We start from the raw sequence: 18,591 nt of genomic DNA, 5'->3' as shown, positions 1-18,591 counted from the left end.
CATTTGGTTGCAGAATCCAGTTGACGCCATCGATAGCGTGTTTGCATATTACAAACAGTTAGCAAAACGCAAACGAAGGATTCGGGTAACATGCTGGTTTCTACGGGGGGTGTTTACCGCACGCGGAGCGGTAAACAGGTCGGGCCATTGCGGCCTTTTCGGGATGGCAAAGACGAGCCGACCCGGGACATCATGGGTCGCTCCGCGTGGTTCTACGCTGACGGTGTCGGCGCTTTCGATAAGCACGGCGAATACCTCACCGGCGGCGCGGCATGCCCTAATGACATCGTCGCGGAATGGGAAGGCGACGCCGAAATCGACCGCCATATCCCGGTATCGGAAGGCGCCCGCGAGCTTACGGTCGGCACCGCGATCCCGATGGGAACCTTGCTCGCCGAGGTCCACGTTTCCGGGTCCGACGTCCGCCTGTCCAAGGCGTGGGTCGAGGGCACCGGCGGCGTTACCCACCGCCTCGACGGTCAAGGCGTCGACACGCTCGGCATGTTCCATTCCGGCCGCTGGCGCACCTTCCGAAGCGTGATCGAGGCGGCGGCGCTCGCCGAGGTGGCGTCATGAGCAAGACCCAATATTCGGCCGAAGCGGAATGGTTCTGGCCGCGCAAAGAGTCGACCTGGCATAAGCTGCGGAAGCCGGACATCACCGCTACGGGCGCCGCTGCGCTGTTCGGGTGTAGCCCCTACATGACGCCGTTCGACATGTTCCACCAGATGGCCGGCAACATCACAGTTGAATTCACCGAAACGGAGCGAATGACTTGGGGCAAGCGTTTGCAAAACGCAATCGCTTCGGGCGTCTGCGCTGACAATGGTTGGCAAATCGTTGACGCCCACCCCTTCCTTTACGCCAGGTCCAAGGCAGTGGCAGGCATGGGGGCTTCCCCCGACTACGTCATCACCGACCCCGCGCACCCCGAACTCGGCTTCGGCTGTCTCGAAATCAAGAATGTCGACTTTTTCATCGCCGGCAAGGATTGGTCAGATGACGAGGCGCCGCCGCATATCGAGTTTCAGGTGCAACACCAACTCGGGGTCACCGGATTTCTTTGGGGCGCCGTGGCCGGCCTTATCGGCGGCAACTCTGTGCGGACGTTCCGCCGGGACCGCGACGCCGAAGTGATCAGCGAAATTTTCAAGCGGGTCGAGGACATGCACGGGCGGGTCGCCAGGAATGAGGCGCCGCAAGCCGATTACCTCGCGGACTACGAAACCATCCGCACCCTGTACCGGCACGCCACGGTCGCGAAGTCCTTTGACTTGGACAACCCAGGCGAAGAACCCGCGCTGGACCCGGTGAAGCTCAAGGCCCTCATGACGGCGAAGTACGACGCCGACATCGCGGAAAAGCTCGCCAAGGAAGACAAGACCCGCGCGGCGGCGGAACTGCTCGATTTCATCAAAGACACTGAAACGATCTTCGGCGGCGGCTTCAAGCTTTCCGCATCCACGACGCACCGCGCCGCCTCGGTCGTGAACTACCCCGAAACCACCTATCGCAACCTCCGGCTTTCGAAACCGAAGCCCAAGAAAGGCTCATAAGTCATGACAACCGGTCAAGCTGTCGCCCTGGCGACCCCACCGTCACACCGCGCGATTTCGGTATTCTCAAGCGAGGCCGATTTCGCCGCCGGCCAGCGTCTTTGCAAGGCGCTCACATCTTCGAACCTTGTCCCCGCCGCCTACCAGGGTGAGGGCAACATGGGTAACGCCCTGATCGCCCTCGATATGGCGAACCGGATGCAGATCCCGCCCATCATGGTTATGCAAAACCTCAACGTGATCGAGGGCCGGCCTTCCTGGGCATCGCAATTCATCATCGCCGCGCTCAATGCTTGCGGCCTGTTCTCGCCGATCCGCTTCCGCAAAGTGAACCTCGGGCAGCAAGAGGTTTCCAAGACCGAATGGACCGGCCCGAAAGGCGCCCGGCAGAGTCGCATTGTCAAAGCGACCGTCATCAACAAGGAATGCACCGCCTACGCGGTCGAGAAGGCCACCGGCGAGGTGCTTGAAGGCCCGACCGTGTCCATCGCCATGGCAGTAGCGGAAGGCTGGTATTTCCGCCCCGGTTCGAAGTGGGTGACGATGGACGACTTGATGCTCATGTATCGGTCGGCCGCTTTCTTCGGGCGCCTCTACGCCCCGCATATTCTCAACGGCATGTCGACCGCCGACGAGGCCATGGACATGGCCGAGATCAAAGACATCACGCCGAAGGCCGAGACGGTAGCGGCCGAGACGGAAACCAAGCCCGAGGGCAGGCCGAAGGGGGTTCATGCCGCGATGGCAGCGGCCAAGGCAGCGGACAAGCCGAAGGCGAAGGCGAAGCCGGCGCCGACAGTCATCGAAGCCGTGGCGGACGAACTACCCGCCCACGATGAAGACGGCGTGTTGCTTGAGGACGGCGAAGGTAACGCCGGGAGCGCCGATGGTGCCGACGATGTCTTCGGCACCGATGACGACGACGACAACTACGACCCGGCATAAGGAGCCCTCATGTCCGGTGTTGATCTCATTCGCGACCTTCGCATCGCAACGTCCGGCGCTCGCCGGGCGCTAGCGATTTGCGAGCGTGCCGTCGCCAACGTGGCCGAGAAAACCGAGGCCGTGGCGCTGGCAATCGGACAAAGCAACGAAGCTCGCGCGGTGGCCTTTGCCTCCACCGGCGAGGTGCTTCTAACCGTTGATGACGTCGCAAGCGTTCTGCACGTCAGCAAGCCCACGCTCGCCCGCTGGCGGGTGCTCGGAACCGGCCCCGGTTACGTCAAAAAGCAGGGCCGGATTCTCTATCGGGCCGAGACAATCGAAAACTTTGTGACTTCGAAAGAGCGCACCAAGACGCGCGATGAGGGGGAGTGACATGGCCGCCGAGGATGAAGCCATCACCCGCACGGTAAAGCTCGTGGACAGCTACGACCGGGCCGCCTTGGTCCGGTGCTGCGAGACGGGCCGCGAGGGTTGGATTTCTCTTGCCCATGTGGACCTTTCGCCGGCCGGCCCGCTGCACGTCTTGACGGTGCCGGCGGACCTGGCGCGGGAAGCGGGCTTGCTGTGACCGTCCGCGACCTCGCCCACTTCGAGTCGTGGCTTACCGACCGGGGCGCCGAGGTTTTGGACGCGTCCAGCGAACGGGAGATCATCCGGGTCCGCTCATCAACCGGGACGCATGTTGTTTATGCGGACAAGACCGGAAAACAGCGGTGGCCGAAAGAACTTCTCGCCATCGTGAGCGAATACAACGCGGGCCGCACCCCGAGCCTTGCGGCGACCAAGAGGGGCGGCGCGGCGCGGCGGAAGACGCGCGGCAGATACGTCGCGCTGACAAAGCGGGACGGGCCAGGGTGTTTCTACTGCGCCCGCATCCTGCCCGCCCCCGGCGCCCACTCCGTGCCAGATGACGAGGTGACCACAGAGCACCTTGTGTCCAGGGCGCACGGCGGACCCGACCACATGTCGAACTGCTTTCTTTCGCATTTCGCCTGCAACCAAATAGCCGGCCACATGAGCGCGCCGGAAAAGATCAAGCTTCGGGAAATGATGCGAGGGGCGAAATGACCGCGAAACCGGTTGAAGATTTTTCCGAGATCGATGAATTCGATCTCTGCAACCAACGCCGCTCAATGGCCGCACTCAACGCGGAACGGAAGCGCGTCGGGATGCCAATCGCGGACATGGAAGACAAGTCCGGGGTATCCATGAATTCGTTCTATGCGTGGAACGGCGGGCAACGCGAGCCGACCCTGGGATGCCTGGTCGCCGTGGCGCAAACGCTCGGCTTCGACGTCGTGATGAGGCGGCGCAAATGACGCTCGCGGAACTTCATGAAGCCGCGTCGCGCAAGGCGGCTGCAGCCGAGACAGTGGTCGCCAAAGAGGAAGCCGTTTTAGCCGCTGATCTCGCCTACGCCCATGAGCACAAAGGCGCGATGGGCGACGGCTACTGGCAACCGCTGCACCGCGCCAGGCTCAAGGCTCAAACCGCCCGAGCCCTCGCCGATGCGCTCGCGGAAATCAAATCAGAGATAGTCCTGTGACCTTCCCCGAGGCGATGCAGGCCGTTCTTGACGGTCACACCGTCCAGCGTGCCGCGTGGAACCCGCGCCGCACCGTGCGGCTCTCTGTGGTGCCGTGGAACGGCGTCGATGAAGCGCTAGTCGTCTTCGATAAGAACAAGCTCGGCGATGTCCCGCCGTTCCCCTTCACCGCCAAAGGCGCGGACGTGCGCGGCGATGACTGGCTAATTGTAGAGGTATCAGAATGACGGCCGAGAAGAAAATTCCGACCTACCGAAAAGGCGACATCGTTCTTTGCAAAGGCAGGGTGACAGAAAGCGTTCACGACGATTCCGTCTATGTGAAGTTCGGCGAAAGCGGGGAGTGCCCGCAACTTTGCGCCGCTGATATCGCCAAGGTTGTGCGGCACGCCATCGCCGTAGGCAATCGCGTTAGCTGGTCAGAAGTTGAGCACTGCGTTGGTGAAGTGCTGGCGGTAAACCCGGACCCCGCTAATGACAAGATTTGGCTATGGATCAAAGAGGACGGCAAATGGCCGCGCCTCACAGTCGAGGCCAGCGAGGTGACCAGGCTATGAGCGGGCGCGAATGGCTCATTCGTAAGGGCGGCTATTTCTACCGCGCGAACCGCGCGGGCTACACGACCGAAAAGGTATCGGCCGGCCGATACACCAAGGCCGAGGCCGACGCCGAGGCGGCCATAGAGCCGGAAAACTTTACCGTTCTGCACGAAAGCGAAATCCCCGACGCCCCCGAAATCGAGGCGTTGAAGGCTGAGGCGATGGGCAGAACTGCTGCCGTTCGCGACGTGCTCGCCGAGCGGCGGCGCCAGGTCGAGGGCGAGGGCTGGACGCCGGAACATGACGACGCTCACGCCAATGGCGAGCTTGCCAACGCTGCCGCCTGCTACGCCCTCGGAGCCACGGTTTCAAAGCTGAAATGGGGTCATAAATCGCCGCCTGCGATATGGCCGTGGCGAAAGTCGTGGTGGAAGATCGAGGGCGGCGCGCGCCGAATGCTGGTCAAGGCCGGCGCGCTCATCATCGCCGAGATCGAACGGCTGGACCGGCGAGACGCCAAATGAGCGGATATTACGATGACGACGAAGACGAAGATTATTACGTGGCCGGCGGCCATGACGATTGGGAGCCGGAGCCATGCAACGGGTGCGGCGCGCCGCACTATGGCGAGCATTACCGGCGCTGCCCGCTTGCGCCGATACCGAAGACGATCTTGCAACGGCTTCGGCGTGCATGGTTCGACCGCTTCTATTATCGGCGCATTTTGTTGCCGTCGATTTATGATCTCGACATGAAGCTTCGCCGGTCTAGGCGCAAGCTCTCCCGGCCGCAGCCGCCGACTTTGGATGACGACATTCCCTTCTAAACCTCGGAGATTTTTAGATGAACCTCAATGAATATGCCCGCGAGAGCCACGCCGATAACATGCAGTGGTGGATAGGCTTGGACGGCAAGAAAATGCAGCGGAACAAAGGTGAGCTTCTGATGCACATGGTGTCCGAAATTGCCGAGTGCATGGAAGGTGAGCGCAAAGACCTCATGGACGACAAACTGCCAACCCGTTCAATGGCAGAGGTGGAGCTTGCGGACACGCTCATTCGCATTTTTGATTATGCAGGAGCGCACGGGTACGACCTCGAAGGAGCCTATCAGGAAAAGCGCGCCTTCAACAAAGTCCGTGCGGATCACAAGATCGAGGCGCGGCTAGCCGCCGGCGGGAAGAAGTGGTGACGCCAGACAGACCGAGCGCATCATGAGAATCAAATCCGCCGAGGCGCGCGCCTCGGCGGATTTTTCGTTTCTAGCAGCGCCGTAAGTTCGCTATAAAGATGCAGGCTAGGCGGAACAAACAGGAAAAATCAGGCCATGGAATTTGTTGGCAGAGTGTTGGCAGGGCGTTTTTCGCTCTACACCTCGGAAACCCGCAAAGCCTTGAGAAATAATGGTGGGTGCGACAGGGATCGAACCTGTGACCCGCTGATTAAGAGTCAGCTGCTCTACCAACTGAGCTACGCACCCACTCGCCGGTAAAACCAGCGTCGGCGGGCATATAGCCGCCGCCATCGGCCATGTCCAGCCCTGCCGGATTCATTTCCCGACAAATCGCCTCGAGCCAATGGCGATCAGACAAACAACCGGCCTTCCGCCACCTTGACGGCATGGCCGCCGATGCGGGCGGCGGCGAGTTTGCCGCCTTCGACAGTCAGTTCGAGGCGAATGCGCGAAGGCCGCCCCATCTCCAGTCCTTGCTCGATCCAACGCTGGGAAACACCCTCTCTCGGGCCGTCGTAGTGCATGATCACGCCGGCAAAGGCCGCCGCTGCCGAACCGGTTGCCGGATCTTCATAGGAAGGATTGCCCGGCACGATCATGCGGACATGGAATGCGTTGTCGTGTTTCACCGTCTCGCGGCAGTAGACATACGGGCTGGCGGAGGCCCATTCGCTCTTGCGGGGTGCCAATTCCGACCACGCCTGGTTGTCCAGCCTTATCCGGGCGGCCGCCTCCAGATCGGCGACCGGGATGGTCACGTAGGGCACGCCGGCCGACCAGAACGAAACGCGGTGATTCTCGAAGCCGATTTCGTGCGGCCCCAGGCCAAGCGCCGCGCCGATCGCTTCCGGGTCAGCGGACAATTCCAGCTGCTCCGGCAGTTTGGCCAGGTCGAACTCGGCAAAGGTGGCGCCGCCGTGCTTGCTGACGGCGCAGCGCACCGGGCCGATGTTTTCTTCCAGGACAAAGATGCCGGCGGTGTCGCCATCGCCAGCCATTTCGGCAAGCGCGATCGCGGAGCCGACGGTCGGATGGCCGGCGAACGGCATTTCGTAATCGGGCGTGAAGATGCGGATGCGGGCGCGGTGCTTGGGATTGTCCGCCGGCAGCACGAAGACGGTTTCCGACAGGTTGAACTCGCGTGCGATGGCCTGCATCGCGGCCGTGTCCAGCCCCTTGCTGTCCAGCACGACGGCCAGCGGATTGCCGGCCAGCCGCTCGGTCGTGAACACGTCGTAAAGTAAGTAATTCCGGGTCAGCATTGTAGAAAGCCTTCTGCCTCAATCCCAACATGGGCGAAATTTAATTTGATATTTGAACCATTAGGCCTGATCTGTGCACTGATTGGGACATCACTGATATTATAGGGGTCCGGCGTGGACCAGATTGTCAATCTGCCAAAAGTGGAATCCGCTTCCACCATCGAGACGGCGCTCGGGCTTGACCACCAGGGTCTGAAGAAGAAACGGCGTCGCTTCTGGCTCTATGGCCTGCTTGCTTTGATCGTCATCGCGGCTGGGATCGCCGGCTACCAATGGTATGCCGCGTCTCCCGCCAAGATCGACTATACCACGGCGCCAGCCGCTGTCGCCGACCTCACGGTCGAGGTGTCGGCGACCGGCACGCTGCAGCCGCTCACCCAGGTCGACATTTCGAGCGAACTGTCCGGCGTCGTCCGCTCGGTTGCGGTCAACGAGAACCAGCAGGTGAAGAAGGGCGATGTGCTGGCGGCGCTCGACACGGCCAAGCTGGAGGTGCAGATCGAGCGTGCCGAGGCTTCCGCCAAGGCGGCGGCCGCCAATGTCGAAGACGCCACCGTAACCCTCACCGAAAACGAACGGGCGCTTGTGCGCGCGGCGGCACTGACAAAGCGCGGCATGGCGACGGACCAGTCGCTTGAAGCGGCGACCGCGACGCGCGACCGCTCCAAGGCAGCGCTCGACAGCGCCAAAGCCAATCTTGCCATCGCCAATGCCGATCTCAAGGCGCAGCAGACGGACTTCGCCAAGAGCACCATCTATGCGCCCATCGATGGCATTGTTCTGACGCGCTCGGTCGATCCCGGCCAGACGGTTGCCTCCTCGCTGCAGGCGCCGGTGCTGTTCGTCATCGCCGCCGACCTCAGGAACATGGAATTGAAGGCAGCGGTCGACGAGGCCGACATCGGCGCGGTCAAGCCCGGTCAGCATGCTCGTTTCACCGTCGATGCCTTTCCGGACCGGCCGTTCGATGCCGAGATCCGCGACATCTCCTATGCTTCGGTCACCACTGACGGCGTCGTCACCTATGACGCGCGGTTCGAAGTCGACAACAACGAGCTTCTGTTGCGGCCCGGCATGACTGCCACCGTTTCGGTCGTCACCAGAGAGGCCAAGGGCGTGCTCACCGTGCCGTCGACGGCTTTCCGTTACCGGCCGGCGCAAACAGCCGCCCGCGGGTGGAGCCTGAGCGACCTGTTCACGGGCCGCATGGGCCGCCCAGGCGGCAACCGCCAGCGCCAGGCGACGGCGCAGCCTACCGATGGCTCGCGCGCGCTCTACGTGCTCGAGAATGGCCGGCCTCGGCCCGTCAACGTCAAGACTGGCTCCACCGATGGCGAACTGACCGAGATCACCTCCGGCCTCGAAGAAGGTGCGCAAGTCATCACCGCCGCTCAGCAGCGGAGCTGAGACCATGGCGGCGGGCGCGACCCTCATCACCTTCGACAAGGTCTGGAAAAGCTATGGCCAGGGCGAGGCCACGGTCCATGCGCTGGCTGGCGTCGATCTTGCCATCCGCAGCGGCGAATTCGTCGCCATCATGGGTCCGTCCGGCTCGGGCAAGTCGACGGCGATGAACATCATCGGCTGCCTCGACACGCCGACCGCCGGAACCTACAGCTTCATGGGCATCGACGCCGGCCGTCTCGACCGCAACCGCCGCGCCATGCTGCGCAACCTCTATGTCGGCTTCGTCTTCCAGGGCTACAACCTGCTGCCGCGCACCACGGCGGTGGAAAATGTCGAACTACCGCTGATCTATCGCGGCGTCGCCGCCCGCGAACGCCACGACCTGGCCATGAAAGCGCTGGCCGAAGTCGGCCTTGTCGGCCGCGAGCATCACACACCGGCCGAGCTCTCTGGTGGCCAGCAGCAGCGCGTGGCGATCGCACGCGCCATCGTCACCAGGCCGACCCTGCTCGTCGCCGACGAACCGACCGGCAATCTCGATACCGCCCGCACCCACGAGATCATGGAACTCTTGACCAGGCTGAACACTGAGCTTGGCCTCACCATCGCCATGGTCACGCATGAGGCCGATGTCGCTGCCTATGCCGAGCGCACGATTCGCTTCCTCGACGGCCACGTCGCCTCCGACACCGTGAATCTCGAGATGGTGTCACCATGATCTGGGAAACCGTCCGCCTCTCGCTGCTTTCGGTCCGCCGCAACGTGCTGCGCTCGTTTTTGACGCTGCTCGGCATCGTGATCGGCGTCGCCGCCGTCATCGCCATGCTCACCATCGGCTCGGGCACCACCGAAAAGGTAAAGGCCGATATCTCCAAGCTCGGCAGCAATCTGCTCGTCGTCCGTTCCGGCCGTCCCGCGGGGCCCGGCGGACCGGGAGGGCTCGACCAGGTGGTCCGTCCGCTTGCCCAAAAGGACCTTGCCGCGCTCGTCACCCATCTGAGCGGCGCCCGCGCCATCTCGCCGGCCTCGCAGAAGCAGGTCCGCGTCATCTTCGGCACCGAAAGCCTGACATCGGGTGTCACCGGCACCGATAGCGCCTATCTCGATGCGCGCGACTGGAAGCTGGTTTCGGGCCGCCCGTTCAGCGATTCGGAGACCCGCTCGGGCACCGGCGTCTGCCTGATCGGCGAAACGGTGCGCCAGCAGTTCTTTGGCGCAGGCGACCCCGAAGGCGAGATCATCCGCGTCAATCGCACATCCTGCAAGATCATCGGCCTGCTCGAGCCGAAGGGCTATACCGGCTTCGGCCAGGACCAGGACAACGTCGTGCTGATGCCGCTCGCCGCCTATCAACGCCGCATTGCCGGCAATCGCGACATCGAATCGATCTACGTCGCCGCCGATGACAGGACGCCGACCACCGAGCTGCTGCCCCGCGTCGAGGACATCTTGCGCGACACGCGCCGCATCACGCCCGACCGCGAAGACGATTTCTCGATCCGCGACATGACCCAGATCGCCGACGCCATGGCGAGCGCCACCACGACGATGACCGGCATGCTGGGCGCGGTCGCCGGCGTCAGCCTGCTCGTCGGCGGCATCGGCATCATGAACATCATGCTGGTGTCGGTCACCGAACGGACCCGCGAGATCGGCATCCGGCTCGCCATCGGCGCGCATGAAAAGCACATTCTCATCCAGTTCCTGGTCGAGGCGACCGTGCTGTCGCTGCTCGGCGGCATTATCGGCATCCTGATCGGCCTGGCGCTGGCCGGTCTTGCCTCGCTGACGCTGGCCATCCCATTCGCGCCAAGCCTGGCGGTCATCCTGCTCGCTGTCGGCTTCTCGGCGCTGATCGGCATGGTGTTCGGCTTCTTCCCGGCGCTGCGTGGCGCACGGCTCGATCCGATCGACGCGCTGAGGCATGAATAGCGCGGCGCAGCGTGCGCCGCCTTCAGACGTTCCCCGAAATTTTTATCCTGCCCCCACCTTGCCCTCTGTCGCCGCACGGTTTGCGGTGATAGCAATCGCCTTGGGGACATGGGGGGAATAGTGGGATGAGCAAGAAAGAGCGAGTAATTTTGATAACGGTGATCGTCGAGGCCGCATTGGCGGGGCTCTGGTGGTACTTGGCCAGCTATGGCATGGCCAACCCCGATCATGTCACCGCCGATTTCCAGCAGGTTGTCGGTCAGACGATGGGAACGGCGATGGGGGCGCTGCTCGGTGTCGGCGTCATGCTGTTTTTCGTCGCCGCCCGCAACGATCGCAAAACCATCGAAAACAAAATGCGCCGTTAGAGCGACGGGCATCCACTTGGACGCACAAAGTACGCTCTAAACACTTTGAATCTGTGCATCGCGCTTTCCGAAAATCGATTCCGATTTTCGGGCCGATGCATTAGTCCTTGTCGGCAAAATGCCACTCGATCAGTGGCTTCATATGCGGCATCAGCCCGTCCGGCAGGTCATCGGCGTTGCGGATGATGACAGGCCCTTCGATTTCCGGCTCGGCCTCGGCAGCGACAAAGGCGCTGATGCGCTGCGCGATCTCGTCGGCGGATGCCGTCTCGCGATAGCGGCGAAAGATCACCGTGCCGCTTGCCGTCGACAGGGCGTAATAACGCTTGCCGCGTGTTAGTCCGGCAAGGCCGAGGCCGGTTTCTTCCCGCACCTCGCGGATCATGTTGAAGTCGACATCGACAAGGCCGTCGCGGAAATCGGTTGGCTCGAACGAGCCGGCGGCGAAATAGACGCGGCCGGCATTGACCGTGTGCGACGCCATGCGGATCGCCACCAGCGCATTGTCGCCGGCGACCAGCATGGCATGGGCATAGGCGTGCTCGGCCCCAGCCACCTGCCGATCGCTGCGCCAAAGCATGAAGGTCGAGTAGCGCACCGCATGGCAGCGGCCGACAAGGCTGTTGTCGCGATAGCTGAGCGCCGAAAGCAGCACCACGGTGCCGTCGAACAACGCCGGATTGGCCGCGATCTCACGGCCCCAGTTCTCGGCGATCGCTTGCGCATTGTCGCGTTCGAACGGATGCGGGCCGGGGTCGAGCCTGACATTGACGGCGTCGACCGGCAGGATGACGTTGCGCGGCAGGTCAAAGGTCATCTTACTCTGAGGTGTGTTGAGATTCAGGTCAGGCCGAGCCGAAAATGGTGATTTCCGAGAACCGGAGCGGAGCGTACTTTTGGGTACGTGAGCACCGGAAGCGCAGGAAGCCGCCGTTTGCAGGCCGGCATCACCTGAATATCAACACACCTCAGGCCATGTCCAGGGTGATCGCCACCGGACAGTGGTCGGACGCCTTCGGCCGGTCCCAGCCGGCACGCGGAAAGCGGTCCACCTCCTGGCCCGCCGGAAAAATCGTGCGCCAAGGCTGGCCGTTGCGGATGATGTCGGGAACGGCTGTCGTGTTCTTGCCGGCCAGGCCCTTCGATAACAGGATGTAGTCGAGCTGGCACAGATGCCGCTCCTCAGGCCCGCGCGTGTGGTAGAAGGTCCAGCGATCCATCTCCGGCCGCCGCTCGACCGCGTTTTCGCAAAAGCCGCCGGCGGTGAGCACGTTGAGGCAGGACTGGCTCTCGTTGACCACCTCGAAGCGGTAGCCGTCAAAGGCGTCGCCGGAGACCTTTACGCGCTGCCGATAGTCGTTCATGTCGCCGCAGATCGCCCAGCGCTTGTCGGCCGCATGATCCCCACCGAAACGCTCCTCGATGATCCGGCGCACCGCTTGCGCCTCGGCAATGCGCAGCGGCATCGTCGCCTCGCGCCCGTCAAGACCGTTGCGGGGCGAACCCATCGACTTGAAGTGCACGAGATAAAGCGTCAGCGGCACGCCGCCTACCTTCAGGTCGATTTCCAGGCAGTCGCGCCGGAAGATGCGCTGATTGGCCTGATGCCCAAGCGCCGCCAGTTCAGGCGTGTGCAAGCCGAACTGCTCGAACGTGACATAGGCGTGGCTTGTCATGCGCACGAATTCGATCGGCTGGCCTTGCGCGGTCTCGTTGCGCATCATCACGGCGACGTCGATGCCGCGCGAATCGTTGCCGGCGGTGGTGTATTTCTGCCGGTAGCCGTGCCCGACCATCTTGAACAGATAGCCGTATTCGAATGCCTTCAGTGCCTCGATGTTATCGACTTCCTGCATGCAGATGATGTCGGCGCGGGTGGCCGCGATGGCCAGCGCCGTCAACTGGCGCGTATCGTCGGATTGCGCGATCGCCCGCGCCTGCTCCAGCATCTTGTATTCGGCCTCGCTCTGAATGTCGAAGAGCGCCAGCGTGCGATCTTCGTTGAGCTGGTTGCGGTATCCGGAAAAATCAAACCTGTTCATCAGGTTTTCGACATTGAAGGTGGCAAGGCGCAGCGACATGGCGGTGACCTTTGCCCGCAAGCGCGCCCGAAAACAAGGGCCTGCCCTGCCCGCTATGGTTGACGGAACCTTCCGTTCATCCTCCGTTCAGGCGCGAAGTTCCATGAATGATGTTCTTCCCCGGGGTATTCTGGGCGTGGGGCCTGAAATCTCTTGGAGAGTGCAATGAACTCGCTCTTTTCTTCGACGGTCAAATCAGGGCTGATAGCCTTCGGTCTCATCTCCGGCATCACCGCGCCGTCCGCCGCCGGCCCGATCATGCAACCCGAATTTTCGGTGCCCGCCAGCACCGTTGCACCGACAATCACGCCTGTCCGCGATAGCTGGGCTGGCGGCAACGACCGTCGCTTCAACAACTGGCAATGGCGTCGCCATGACGGCCGCCGATTTTCAAGGTCGGGCAATTGGGACCGCGGTAACTGGCACCGTAGGCACTGGAATCGCGGAGACGACTGGCGTTGGCGTCATCATCGCCGCCATTACCGCGGCCGCTACTACGATGATGGCGCGGGCGCCGCGATTCTCGGCCTCGGCCTCGGGCTCGGCCTTGGCAGCATGTACAGCAACTACAACTATTACGATGCGCCGCCACCGCGCCGCTATTATCGTGCAGGGTCGAGCGCTCACGTCCGGTGGTGCTATAATCGGTACCGCTCGTATCGCGCCTGGGACAACACATTCCAGCCCTATGGCGGTCCACGCCAGCAGTGCTGGTCGCCCTACAGCTGATCGACTGATGCATTCCGGACGGCGCCGTCCCCTCGCGGCGCCGTTTCATCTGCCCCATCTTCTCCTGAACTATTCTCTGTCCGGCCGGGACACCGCGAAATCGTTTTCGCCGCCGACGATAACGCTATGTTTATCAGGCAGGCCTAATTATCTTGCCGATCGCACCACATGAAATGCGACGATCGCCGGGGATTGGGCGCGCGATGGCTGAAGACGAACACAGGGATCAACGCAGGCAGCGCGTCTTCAAGGGCGCGACGATCCTGACCGGCGTGACCAATTCCGAGGTCACATGCACGGTGCGCAACATGCATGCCGGCGGCGCCGAACTGAAGGTCTCGATCGACGCTCGCGTGCCCGACGAGTTCCTGCTCTATGTGCCGACCGACGGCATCGCCTACAAGGCAGCGGTCCGCTGGCGTCGCGAGGACCGCATCGGCGTCATGTTCACCGGCACCGCGCCAAAGCCTCACTGGCACTACGGCTGATTGCTTGCGGTGGCGAACCCGAAACTCGCATCCGGACCAACAGAACCACGGTACAAAAAAAGCCGGCGGAGCGCTCCGCCGGCTTTTCCTTGCGCATTGATAAAATTGCGAATTAATTCTTAGCCTTGTCGACCAGCTTGTCCTTCGAAATCTCCCGCGCGCCCGCAGAGCGAAGCCCGAGGACGCGCAAGGAAACGAACTTGGATTTCGATCAGTTCTTGGCCTTGTCGACCAGCTTGTTCTTCGAAATCCACGGCATCATCGCGCGCAGCTTGGCGCCGACTTCCTCGATCTGGTGGCTGTCGTTGTTACGGCGGATGCCCTTGAAGCGCGACATGCCGGCGCGGTATTCCTGCATCCATTCCGAGGTGAACTTGCCGGTCTGGATATCCTTCAGCACGCGCTTCATCTCGGCCTTGGTGTCGGCGGTGATGATGCGCGGGCCCGAAACATATTCGCCCCATTCGGCGGTGTTCGAGATCGAGTAGTTCATGTTGGCGATGCCGCCCTCATAGATCAAATCGACGATCAGCTTGACCTCGTGCAGGCATTCGAAATAGGCCATCTCCGGTGCATAGCCGGCTTCCACCAGCGTCTCGAAACCGGCGCGGATCAGTTCGACCAGACCGCCGCACAGCACAACCTGCTCGCCGAACAGATCGGTCTCGCATTCCTCGCGGAAATTGGTCTCGATGATGCCCGAACGGCCGCCACCGACGCCGCAGGCATAGGACAAAGCCAGATCGAGCGCATTGCCCGAAGCGTCCTGGTTGACGGCGACCAGGCACGGCACGCCGCCGCCCTTCTGGTATTCGCCGCGCACGGTGTGGCCGGGTCCCTTCGGCGCGATCATGACGACGTCGACCGAGGCCTTCGGCTCGATCAGGCCGAAGTGCACGTTGAGGCCGTGGGCGAAAGCGATCGCCGCGCCGTCGCGGATGTTCGGCGCGATCTCGTTTTTGTAGATGTCGGCCTGCAATTCGTCCGGCGTCGCCATCATCATCAGGTCGGCCCACTTGGCGGCTTCTGCCACGCTCATCACCTTGAGCCCGTCGGCCTCGACCTTCTTGGCGGTCGCCGAGCCGGCCTTGAGGCCGATGGCGATGTCCTTGGCGCCGGAATCCTTAAGGTTGAGCGCATGCGCCCTGCCCTGGCTGCCATAGCCGATGATGGCGACCTTCTTGCCCTTGATCAGGTTGAGATCGGCATCGCGATCGTAATAGACACGCATTTTTCTTCCTTCCCGTTGTGAATTCAGAGCATGATGCCGAAAAGTGTGAAGCGGTTTTCGGACGACATCATGCTCTATCTCTTTGATTTAGAGCCGGATTCCGATTTCAGGTCGACTTGACCTGAAATCATCCGGCTCTAGGGGCCTTGCGGCCCGGTTTTTGCTCCGTAGAGAGCGAGAAACTGCTGCGTCGCCCGGACGGCATCGCTGCCGATCGCCGCATCAGTCATTTCCAGCCGGTCGCCGAGCAGAAGGCGAATCTGCACGTCACGGGCGACCAGCCCGAAAAAGGTGCGGAATGCCGCTTCGGCATCCGAGAACTCAAGAAGCCCGGCCTGCTGGCCAGCTTCCAGCACCGGCTTCAGGCGCCTGGCCAGCGCGAAGCGGCCGTTCTCCAGCACGATGGCGCCGAGATCGTCCTTGCCGGATCCGGCGTGACTGACCGCGACGCGGTTGAGCGCGATCGAGGTGTCGCTCGAAATCACCTTGAGCCAGTCAGAAGCGAAGCGCCCGAGGCTCGCCGTCAGCGAGACAAGGTCGAGCCCCTTGCGGTCGACCGGGACCACGCGCACCTTGGAGGCCTGCCATTGCACCGTTGCAGTCAAAAGCCCGTCGCGATCGCCGAACCATTTGTAGAGCGTTTCCTTGGAACAGCTCGCCCGCCGCGCCACGGCGGTCATGGTCAACTGATCGCCCTCCTCGACCAGCAGGCGAAGGGCAGCGTCGAGCACAGCTTTCTGCCGCTCCGTCAGCGCTTCGCTGGTGTCGATGTCGGCGCTTGCCTGCAACAAACTCTTTTCCTGCTCGAAGACGGCGGCATTCACTCAGAGCCCAGTACCGTACGTTACGGTTCGGCACTTCTATGGCGTATTGTCCGAGCCGGTGCAAGCCCCTATCTCCATTTTGACGCCTTCCAAAAAGGACAGCCCTTACGGAGAACGGCGTATCACGGAGGGAAGATGGTCATCGGCCTGCTCGCCTTGACCGTTACCGCCGCTTTCGCCGGCGCCGCCATCTATGTCAGCGTCGCCGAGCAGCCGGCGCGGCTTCGCCTCGATGACCGGGCGTTGCTGCAGGAATGGCAGCCTTCCTACAAGCGCGGCGCCGCAATGCAGGCGTCGATCGCCGTGGTCGCCTGTGTTCTTGGTGTCGTTGCTTGGTGGCAGACCGGCAGTCTCGCCTATCTGGTCGGGGCGGTGCTGATCATCCTACCCTGGCCATGGACGCTGATCGCAATGATGCCGACAAACCGATTGCTGGAGGTGATGGACGCGGCTGCCGCCGATCCGCGGGCCAGGGAATTGATCATCAAATGGGGCAATCTGCATCTGGTTCGCGTCATGCTTGGCGTGCTGGCGGCACTGGCATTCCTCTGGGGCAGTATCTGAGGTCGCGCCAACGGCCACATCACTCCAGGGCGGCTGGATAGCGCAGCCGCCCAAGCAGAGCCGACAAGGTTTCCAGGTCATCGTTGGAAAGCCTGGCACCGACCAGCTCCACGATCGATCGTCCGTAGACGGCCCACATGCGGCGGCGCGTCTCGCGCCCCTTGCCCGTAATGCGGATAGTCTGTCCTCGCCCGTCATCGGCAACCCTGAGCTTCTCGACCAGCCCGTCCGCTTCGAGCCGCGCCAGCAGCCGGGAGATGTTGTATTGCGCAAACAGTGTGCGCTCGATCAGCTGGAATGGCCGCAACCCGCCCTCACCTGCTTCGGCAAGCTCATGCAGCACGTCGTACCAGGCAAGCGGCGGTAAGCTGCTGTCCTTCAGCGCGTCTTCGGCTCTTTCCACCAGCTGGCGCGAAACGCGCATCAGGCGCGCCCAGGCCTTGATGACCGCGGGCGAAGGATTGGTTTTCTCCGTCATGATTGCAGCATAGGCGATAGATGCAACTGCATCAAGCTTGCCAGTAGATGCAAATGCATCTATATAGATGCAACTGCATTGATAACGGAGGTGCTACCATGAAACATGAAATCTGCAAGATCGCCGACATCCCGGAGACGGGCAGCCTGGTGACCGACAAGCTCGTTCTCGTCAGCCACCACCTTTGTCCCTATGTGCAGCGCGCGGCGATCTCGCTCGCCGAAAAGGGCGTGCCGTTCGAACGCCTCACCATCGATCTTGCCAACAAGCCGGCCTGGTTCAAGGCGATATCGCCGCTCGGCAAGGTGCCGCTGCTGCGCGTGCAGCGGAATGGCGAGGAAACGGTGATTTTCGAATCGGCGGTCATCCTCGAATTCCTTGAAGAAACGCAGGGCAACCCACTCCACCCTGCCGACCCGCTGGCCCGCGCCCGGCATCGCGCCTGGATCGAGTTCGGCTCGGCCATCCTCAACGCAATTGGTCGTTTCTATTCCGCACCGAGCGAGGCCGCCTTCCTTGCCGAAAGCGAAGGTCTGTCGGCAATGTTTGGTCGTCTCGAAGCGGAACTGGCGACTGGCCGAGCTGGACCATGGTTCGCCGGCGAGCGCTTTTCATTGGTCGATACCGTCTATGGACCAATCTTCCGCTATTTCGACGCCTTCGATCGGATCGGCGATTTCGGCATCCTGAGCGGAAAGCCGCTTGTCGAGGCCTGGCGGAAGGGATTGCACGAACGCAAAGCGGTGAAGAACGCTGTCACCCCGGATTATCCACAGCGCCTTCATGCATTCCTGCAAGCGAGGGGTTCACATCTTTCGACCATCATCCGCCGCACCGAAGCGGCCACTGCGCTTTTTTGATCCCGATCCGCCTGAACGGATCGACCACGGTTCCAGCCACCATCGAGGCAAGGATGTTTGGCGCCGGCGGGATTTTTGCCACTGACGCCACCAGCCTGTCGCGGACGAACGGCATCACGGTCGAATCCGACTGGTAGAACGGCGTCAGCATCAGCGACAGCGCCTGAAATACCCGCGCGTGCCACCGCCGCGCCTGGGTTAGGCCTCGGTAGCGTCGAAGGCGTTCCGCGCGGCGCGCACAGCGCCATGATTGAGCTCGGCCCACTGGAGCAGCTGGTGCAGCGGCCCGAACATCGAGCGTCCGAGATCGGTCAGACTGTATTCGACGCTCGGCGGCTTGGTCGGGAATACCTCGCGATGGACGTAGCCGTCGCGCTGCAAATCGTGCAGCGTCTGGGTGAGCATGCGCTGTGAAATGTCAGGCACCAGCCGCCGCAATTCGCCGAACCGGTACGGCTTCTCCGCCAGCGCCATCATCAGCAGCGAACTCCATTTGTTGCTGATGCCCTGGATCACATCGCGAACGGGACAGTCCGCAATGTTGCCCCC

28 protein-coding genes, 1 tRNA gene and 1 pseudogene are annotated in these 18,591 nt (G+C 62.3%); 21 read left to right on the top strand and 9 right to left on the bottom strand.

From position 1 onward, the window contains the following. Positions 1-192: 192 nt before the first annotated feature. Genes EOB36_RS34435 through EOB36_RS20335 form a run of 13 tightly spaced genes read left to right on the top strand, consistent with a single transcriptional unit; the run spans position 193 to position 5,776 of the window. Complete coding sequence (locus tag EOB36_RS34435; RefSeq protein WP_164897570.1) at positions 193-576, top strand: hypothetical protein; 384 nt, start codon at positions 193-195, stop codon at positions 574-576. Next, on the top strand, positions 573-1,556 hold the full coding sequence (locus EOB36_RS20390; protein WP_164897569.1) for a YqaJ viral recombinase family protein: 984 nt from the start codon (positions 573-575) through the stop codon (positions 1,554-1,556). Before EOB36_RS34435 ends, EOB36_RS20390 begins: the two co-directional genes overlap by 4 nt. A gap of 3 nt (positions 1,557-1,559) precedes the next feature. Beyond that, positions 1,560-2,501, top strand: coding sequence for a hypothetical protein (locus EOB36_RS20385; protein WP_128285560.1), 942 nt, complete (start codon positions 1,560-1,562; stop codon positions 2,499-2,501). Positions 2,502-2,510: 9 nt separating this feature from the next. Further along, positions 2,511-2,873, top strand: a complete 363-nt coding sequence (locus EOB36_RS20380; RefSeq protein ID WP_128285559.1) for a helix-turn-helix domain-containing protein — start codon at positions 2,511-2,513, stop codon at positions 2,871-2,873. A 1-nt stretch (position 2,874) separates the two neighbouring features. Then, on the top strand, positions 2,875-3,069 hold the full coding sequence (locus EOB36_RS20375) for a hypothetical protein (protein WP_128285558.1): 195 nt from the start codon (positions 2,875-2,877) through the stop codon (positions 3,067-3,069). After that, positions 3,066-3,569, top strand: a complete 504-nt coding sequence (locus tag EOB36_RS20370) for an HNH endonuclease (RefSeq protein ID WP_128285557.1) — start codon at positions 3,066-3,068, stop codon at positions 3,567-3,569. Before EOB36_RS20375 ends, EOB36_RS20370 begins: the two co-directional genes overlap by 4 nt. Next, the gene (locus EOB36_RS20365) at positions 3,566-3,820 is read left to right on the top strand and encodes a helix-turn-helix transcriptional regulator (RefSeq protein ID WP_128285556.1); all 255 of its coding nucleotides are present in this window, start codon (positions 3,566-3,568) and stop codon (positions 3,818-3,820) included. The genes EOB36_RS20370 and EOB36_RS20365 overlap by 4 nt, the downstream gene beginning before the upstream one ends. Beyond that, positions 3,817-4,047 (top strand): hypothetical protein, encoded by a 231-nt coding sequence (locus EOB36_RS20360; RefSeq protein ID WP_128285555.1) that lies wholly within the window; start codon positions 3,817-3,819, stop codon positions 4,045-4,047. The genes EOB36_RS20365 and EOB36_RS20360 overlap by 4 nt, the downstream gene beginning before the upstream one ends. Further along, positions 4,044-4,274, top strand: coding sequence for a hypothetical protein (locus tag EOB36_RS20355; RefSeq protein ID WP_128285554.1), 231 nt, complete (start codon positions 4,044-4,046; stop codon positions 4,272-4,274). The genes EOB36_RS20360 and EOB36_RS20355 overlap by 4 nt, the downstream gene beginning before the upstream one ends. Further along, entirely contained in the window at positions 4,271-4,603 is a 333-nt protein-coding gene (locus EOB36_RS20350; protein WP_128285553.1) for a hypothetical protein, read from the top strand. Before EOB36_RS20355 ends, EOB36_RS20350 begins: the two co-directional genes overlap by 4 nt. After that, positions 4,600-5,109, top strand: a complete 510-nt coding sequence (locus tag EOB36_RS20345) for an ead/Ea22-like family protein (protein ID WP_128285552.1) — start codon at positions 4,600-4,602, stop codon at positions 5,107-5,109. Before EOB36_RS20350 ends, EOB36_RS20345 begins: the two co-directional genes overlap by 4 nt. Then, positions 5,106-5,411: a hypothetical protein gene (locus EOB36_RS20340; RefSeq protein WP_128285551.1), complete on the top strand. Its 306-nt coding sequence runs from the start codon at positions 5,106-5,108 to the stop codon at positions 5,409-5,411. Before EOB36_RS20345 ends, EOB36_RS20340 begins: the two co-directional genes overlap by 4 nt. Positions 5,412-5,428: 17 nt before the next feature. Then, on the top strand, positions 5,429-5,776 hold the full coding sequence (locus tag EOB36_RS20335) for a hypothetical protein (RefSeq protein WP_128285550.1): 348 nt from the start codon (positions 5,429-5,431) through the stop codon (positions 5,774-5,776). A 212-nt stretch (positions 5,777-5,988) separates the two neighbouring features. Here EOB36_RS20335 and EOB36_RS20330 read toward each other — a convergent pair. Both EOB36_RS20330 and EOB36_RS20325 read right to left on the bottom strand, forming a co-directional pair. Further along, positions 5,989-6,064: transfer RNA gene (locus EOB36_RS20330), tRNA-Lys, on the bottom strand. Positions 6,065-6,168: 104 nt separating this feature from the next. Beyond that, the gene (locus EOB36_RS20325) at positions 6,169-7,080 is read right to left on the bottom strand and encodes a PhzF family phenazine biosynthesis protein (protein ID WP_128285549.1); all 912 of its coding nucleotides are present in this window, start codon (positions 7,078-7,080) and stop codon (positions 6,169-6,171) included. A 114-nt stretch (positions 7,081-7,194) separates the two neighbouring features. Between EOB36_RS20325 and EOB36_RS20320 the strand changes: the two genes are divergently transcribed. The 4 genes from EOB36_RS20320 (at position 7,195) to EOB36_RS20305 (ending at position 10,787) form a co-directional block, all read left to right on the top strand. Next, positions 7,195-8,487 carry an efflux RND transporter periplasmic adaptor subunit gene (locus EOB36_RS20320; RefSeq protein WP_128285548.1) on the top strand — a complete coding sequence of 431 codons (1,293 nt, stop codon included), beginning with the start codon at positions 7,195-7,197 and terminating at the stop codon, positions 8,485-8,487. Positions 8,488-8,491: 4 nt separating this feature from the next. After that, entirely contained in the window at positions 8,492-9,205 is a 714-nt protein-coding gene (locus EOB36_RS20315; RefSeq protein WP_095483486.1) for an ABC transporter ATP-binding protein, read from the top strand. Then, positions 9,202-10,419 carry an ABC transporter permease gene (locus EOB36_RS20310; RefSeq protein WP_128285547.1) on the top strand — a complete coding sequence of 406 codons (1,218 nt, stop codon included), beginning with the start codon at positions 9,202-9,204 and terminating at the stop codon, positions 10,417-10,419. The genes EOB36_RS20315 and EOB36_RS20310 overlap by 4 nt, the downstream gene beginning before the upstream one ends. 125 nt (positions 10,420-10,544) lie before the next feature. Then, on the top strand, positions 10,545-10,787 hold the full coding sequence (locus EOB36_RS20305) for a hypothetical protein (protein ID WP_095483416.1): 243 nt from the start codon (positions 10,545-10,547) through the stop codon (positions 10,785-10,787). Between the two features lie 100 nt (positions 10,788-10,887). Here EOB36_RS20305 and EOB36_RS20300 read toward each other — a convergent pair whose 3' ends face one another. After that, positions 10,888-11,604, bottom strand: a complete 717-nt coding sequence (locus EOB36_RS20300) for a hypothetical protein (RefSeq protein WP_128285546.1) — start codon at positions 11,602-11,604, stop codon at positions 10,888-10,890. A gap of 151 nt (positions 11,605-11,755) precedes the next feature. After that, entirely contained in the window at positions 11,756-12,868 is a 1,113-nt protein-coding gene (locus tag EOB36_RS20295; RefSeq protein ID WP_095483414.1) for an endonuclease/exonuclease/phosphatase family protein, read from the bottom strand. Positions 12,869-13,033: 165 nt separating this feature from the next. Between EOB36_RS20295 and EOB36_RS20290 the strand changes: the two genes are divergently transcribed. Then, positions 13,034-13,597 carry a BA14K family protein gene (locus EOB36_RS20290; protein ID WP_128285545.1) on the top strand — a complete coding sequence of 188 codons (564 nt, stop codon included), beginning with the start codon at positions 13,034-13,036 and terminating at the stop codon, positions 13,595-13,597. A 203-nt stretch (positions 13,598-13,800) separates the two neighbouring features. Continuing rightward, a complete protein-coding gene (locus EOB36_RS20285; RefSeq protein WP_095483412.1) occupies positions 13,801-14,085 on the top strand; it encodes a PilZ domain-containing protein in 285 nt (94 codons plus the stop codon). A gap of 211 nt (positions 14,086-14,296) precedes the next feature. Here the strand turns inward: EOB36_RS20285 and ilvC are convergent, their stop codons facing one another. Together ilvC and EOB36_RS20275 are read right to left on the bottom strand one after the other, a co-directional pair. Further along, entirely contained in the window at positions 14,297-15,316 is a 1,020-nt protein-coding gene (gene ilvC, locus EOB36_RS20280) for a ketol-acid reductoisomerase (RefSeq protein WP_095483411.1), read from the bottom strand. 137 nt (positions 15,317-15,453) lie between these two features. Beyond that, positions 15,454-16,107 (bottom strand): TetR/AcrR family transcriptional regulator, encoded by a 654-nt coding sequence (locus EOB36_RS20275; protein ID WP_164897568.1) that lies wholly within the window; start codon positions 16,105-16,107, stop codon positions 15,454-15,456. A gap of 168 nt (positions 16,108-16,275) precedes the next feature. On the opposite strand from EOB36_RS20275, the gene EOB36_RS20270 reads away from it, so the two are divergent. After that, on the top strand, positions 16,276-16,704 hold the full coding sequence (locus EOB36_RS20270) for a DUF1772 domain-containing protein (RefSeq protein WP_128285544.1): 429 nt from the start codon (positions 16,276-16,278) through the stop codon (positions 16,702-16,704). 19 nt (positions 16,705-16,723) lie between these two features. Here EOB36_RS20270 and EOB36_RS20265 read toward each other — a convergent pair whose 3' ends face one another. Continuing rightward, positions 16,724-17,182 carry a MarR family winged helix-turn-helix transcriptional regulator gene (locus tag EOB36_RS20265; RefSeq protein ID WP_095483409.1) on the bottom strand — a complete coding sequence of 153 codons (459 nt, stop codon included), beginning with the start codon at positions 17,180-17,182 and terminating at the stop codon, positions 16,724-16,726. A gap of 98 nt (positions 17,183-17,280) precedes the next feature. Between EOB36_RS20265 and EOB36_RS20260 the strand changes: the two genes are divergently transcribed. Continuing rightward, complete coding sequence (locus tag EOB36_RS20260; RefSeq protein WP_127205212.1) at positions 17,281-18,042, top strand: glutathione S-transferase family protein; 762 nt, start codon at positions 17,281-17,283, stop codon at positions 18,040-18,042. Here the strand turns inward: EOB36_RS20260 and EOB36_RS20255 are convergent. Both EOB36_RS20255 and EOB36_RS20250 read right to left on the bottom strand, forming a co-directional pair. After that, positions 18,005-18,238, bottom strand: a pseudogene (locus EOB36_RS20255) (FAD-dependent monooxygenase); the annotation flags it as partial. The gene EOB36_RS20260 and the pseudogene EOB36_RS20255 sit on opposite strands and share 38 nt — an antisense overlap. A 2-nt stretch (positions 18,239-18,240) precedes the next feature. Next, the coding region (locus EOB36_RS20250) for a helix-turn-helix domain-containing protein (protein ID WP_164897567.1) at positions 18,241-18,591 on the bottom strand (351 nt) is incomplete at its 5' end.

The organism is Mesorhizobium sp. M6A.T.Cr.TU.017.01.1.1 (assembly GCF_004023115.1).
In the GTDB taxonomy this organism is placed as follows: domain Bacteria; phylum Pseudomonadota; class Alphaproteobacteria; order Rhizobiales; family Rhizobiaceae; genus Mesorhizobium; species Mesorhizobium mediterraneum.
This window is presented reverse-complemented; position numbering and strand designations above follow the sequence as displayed.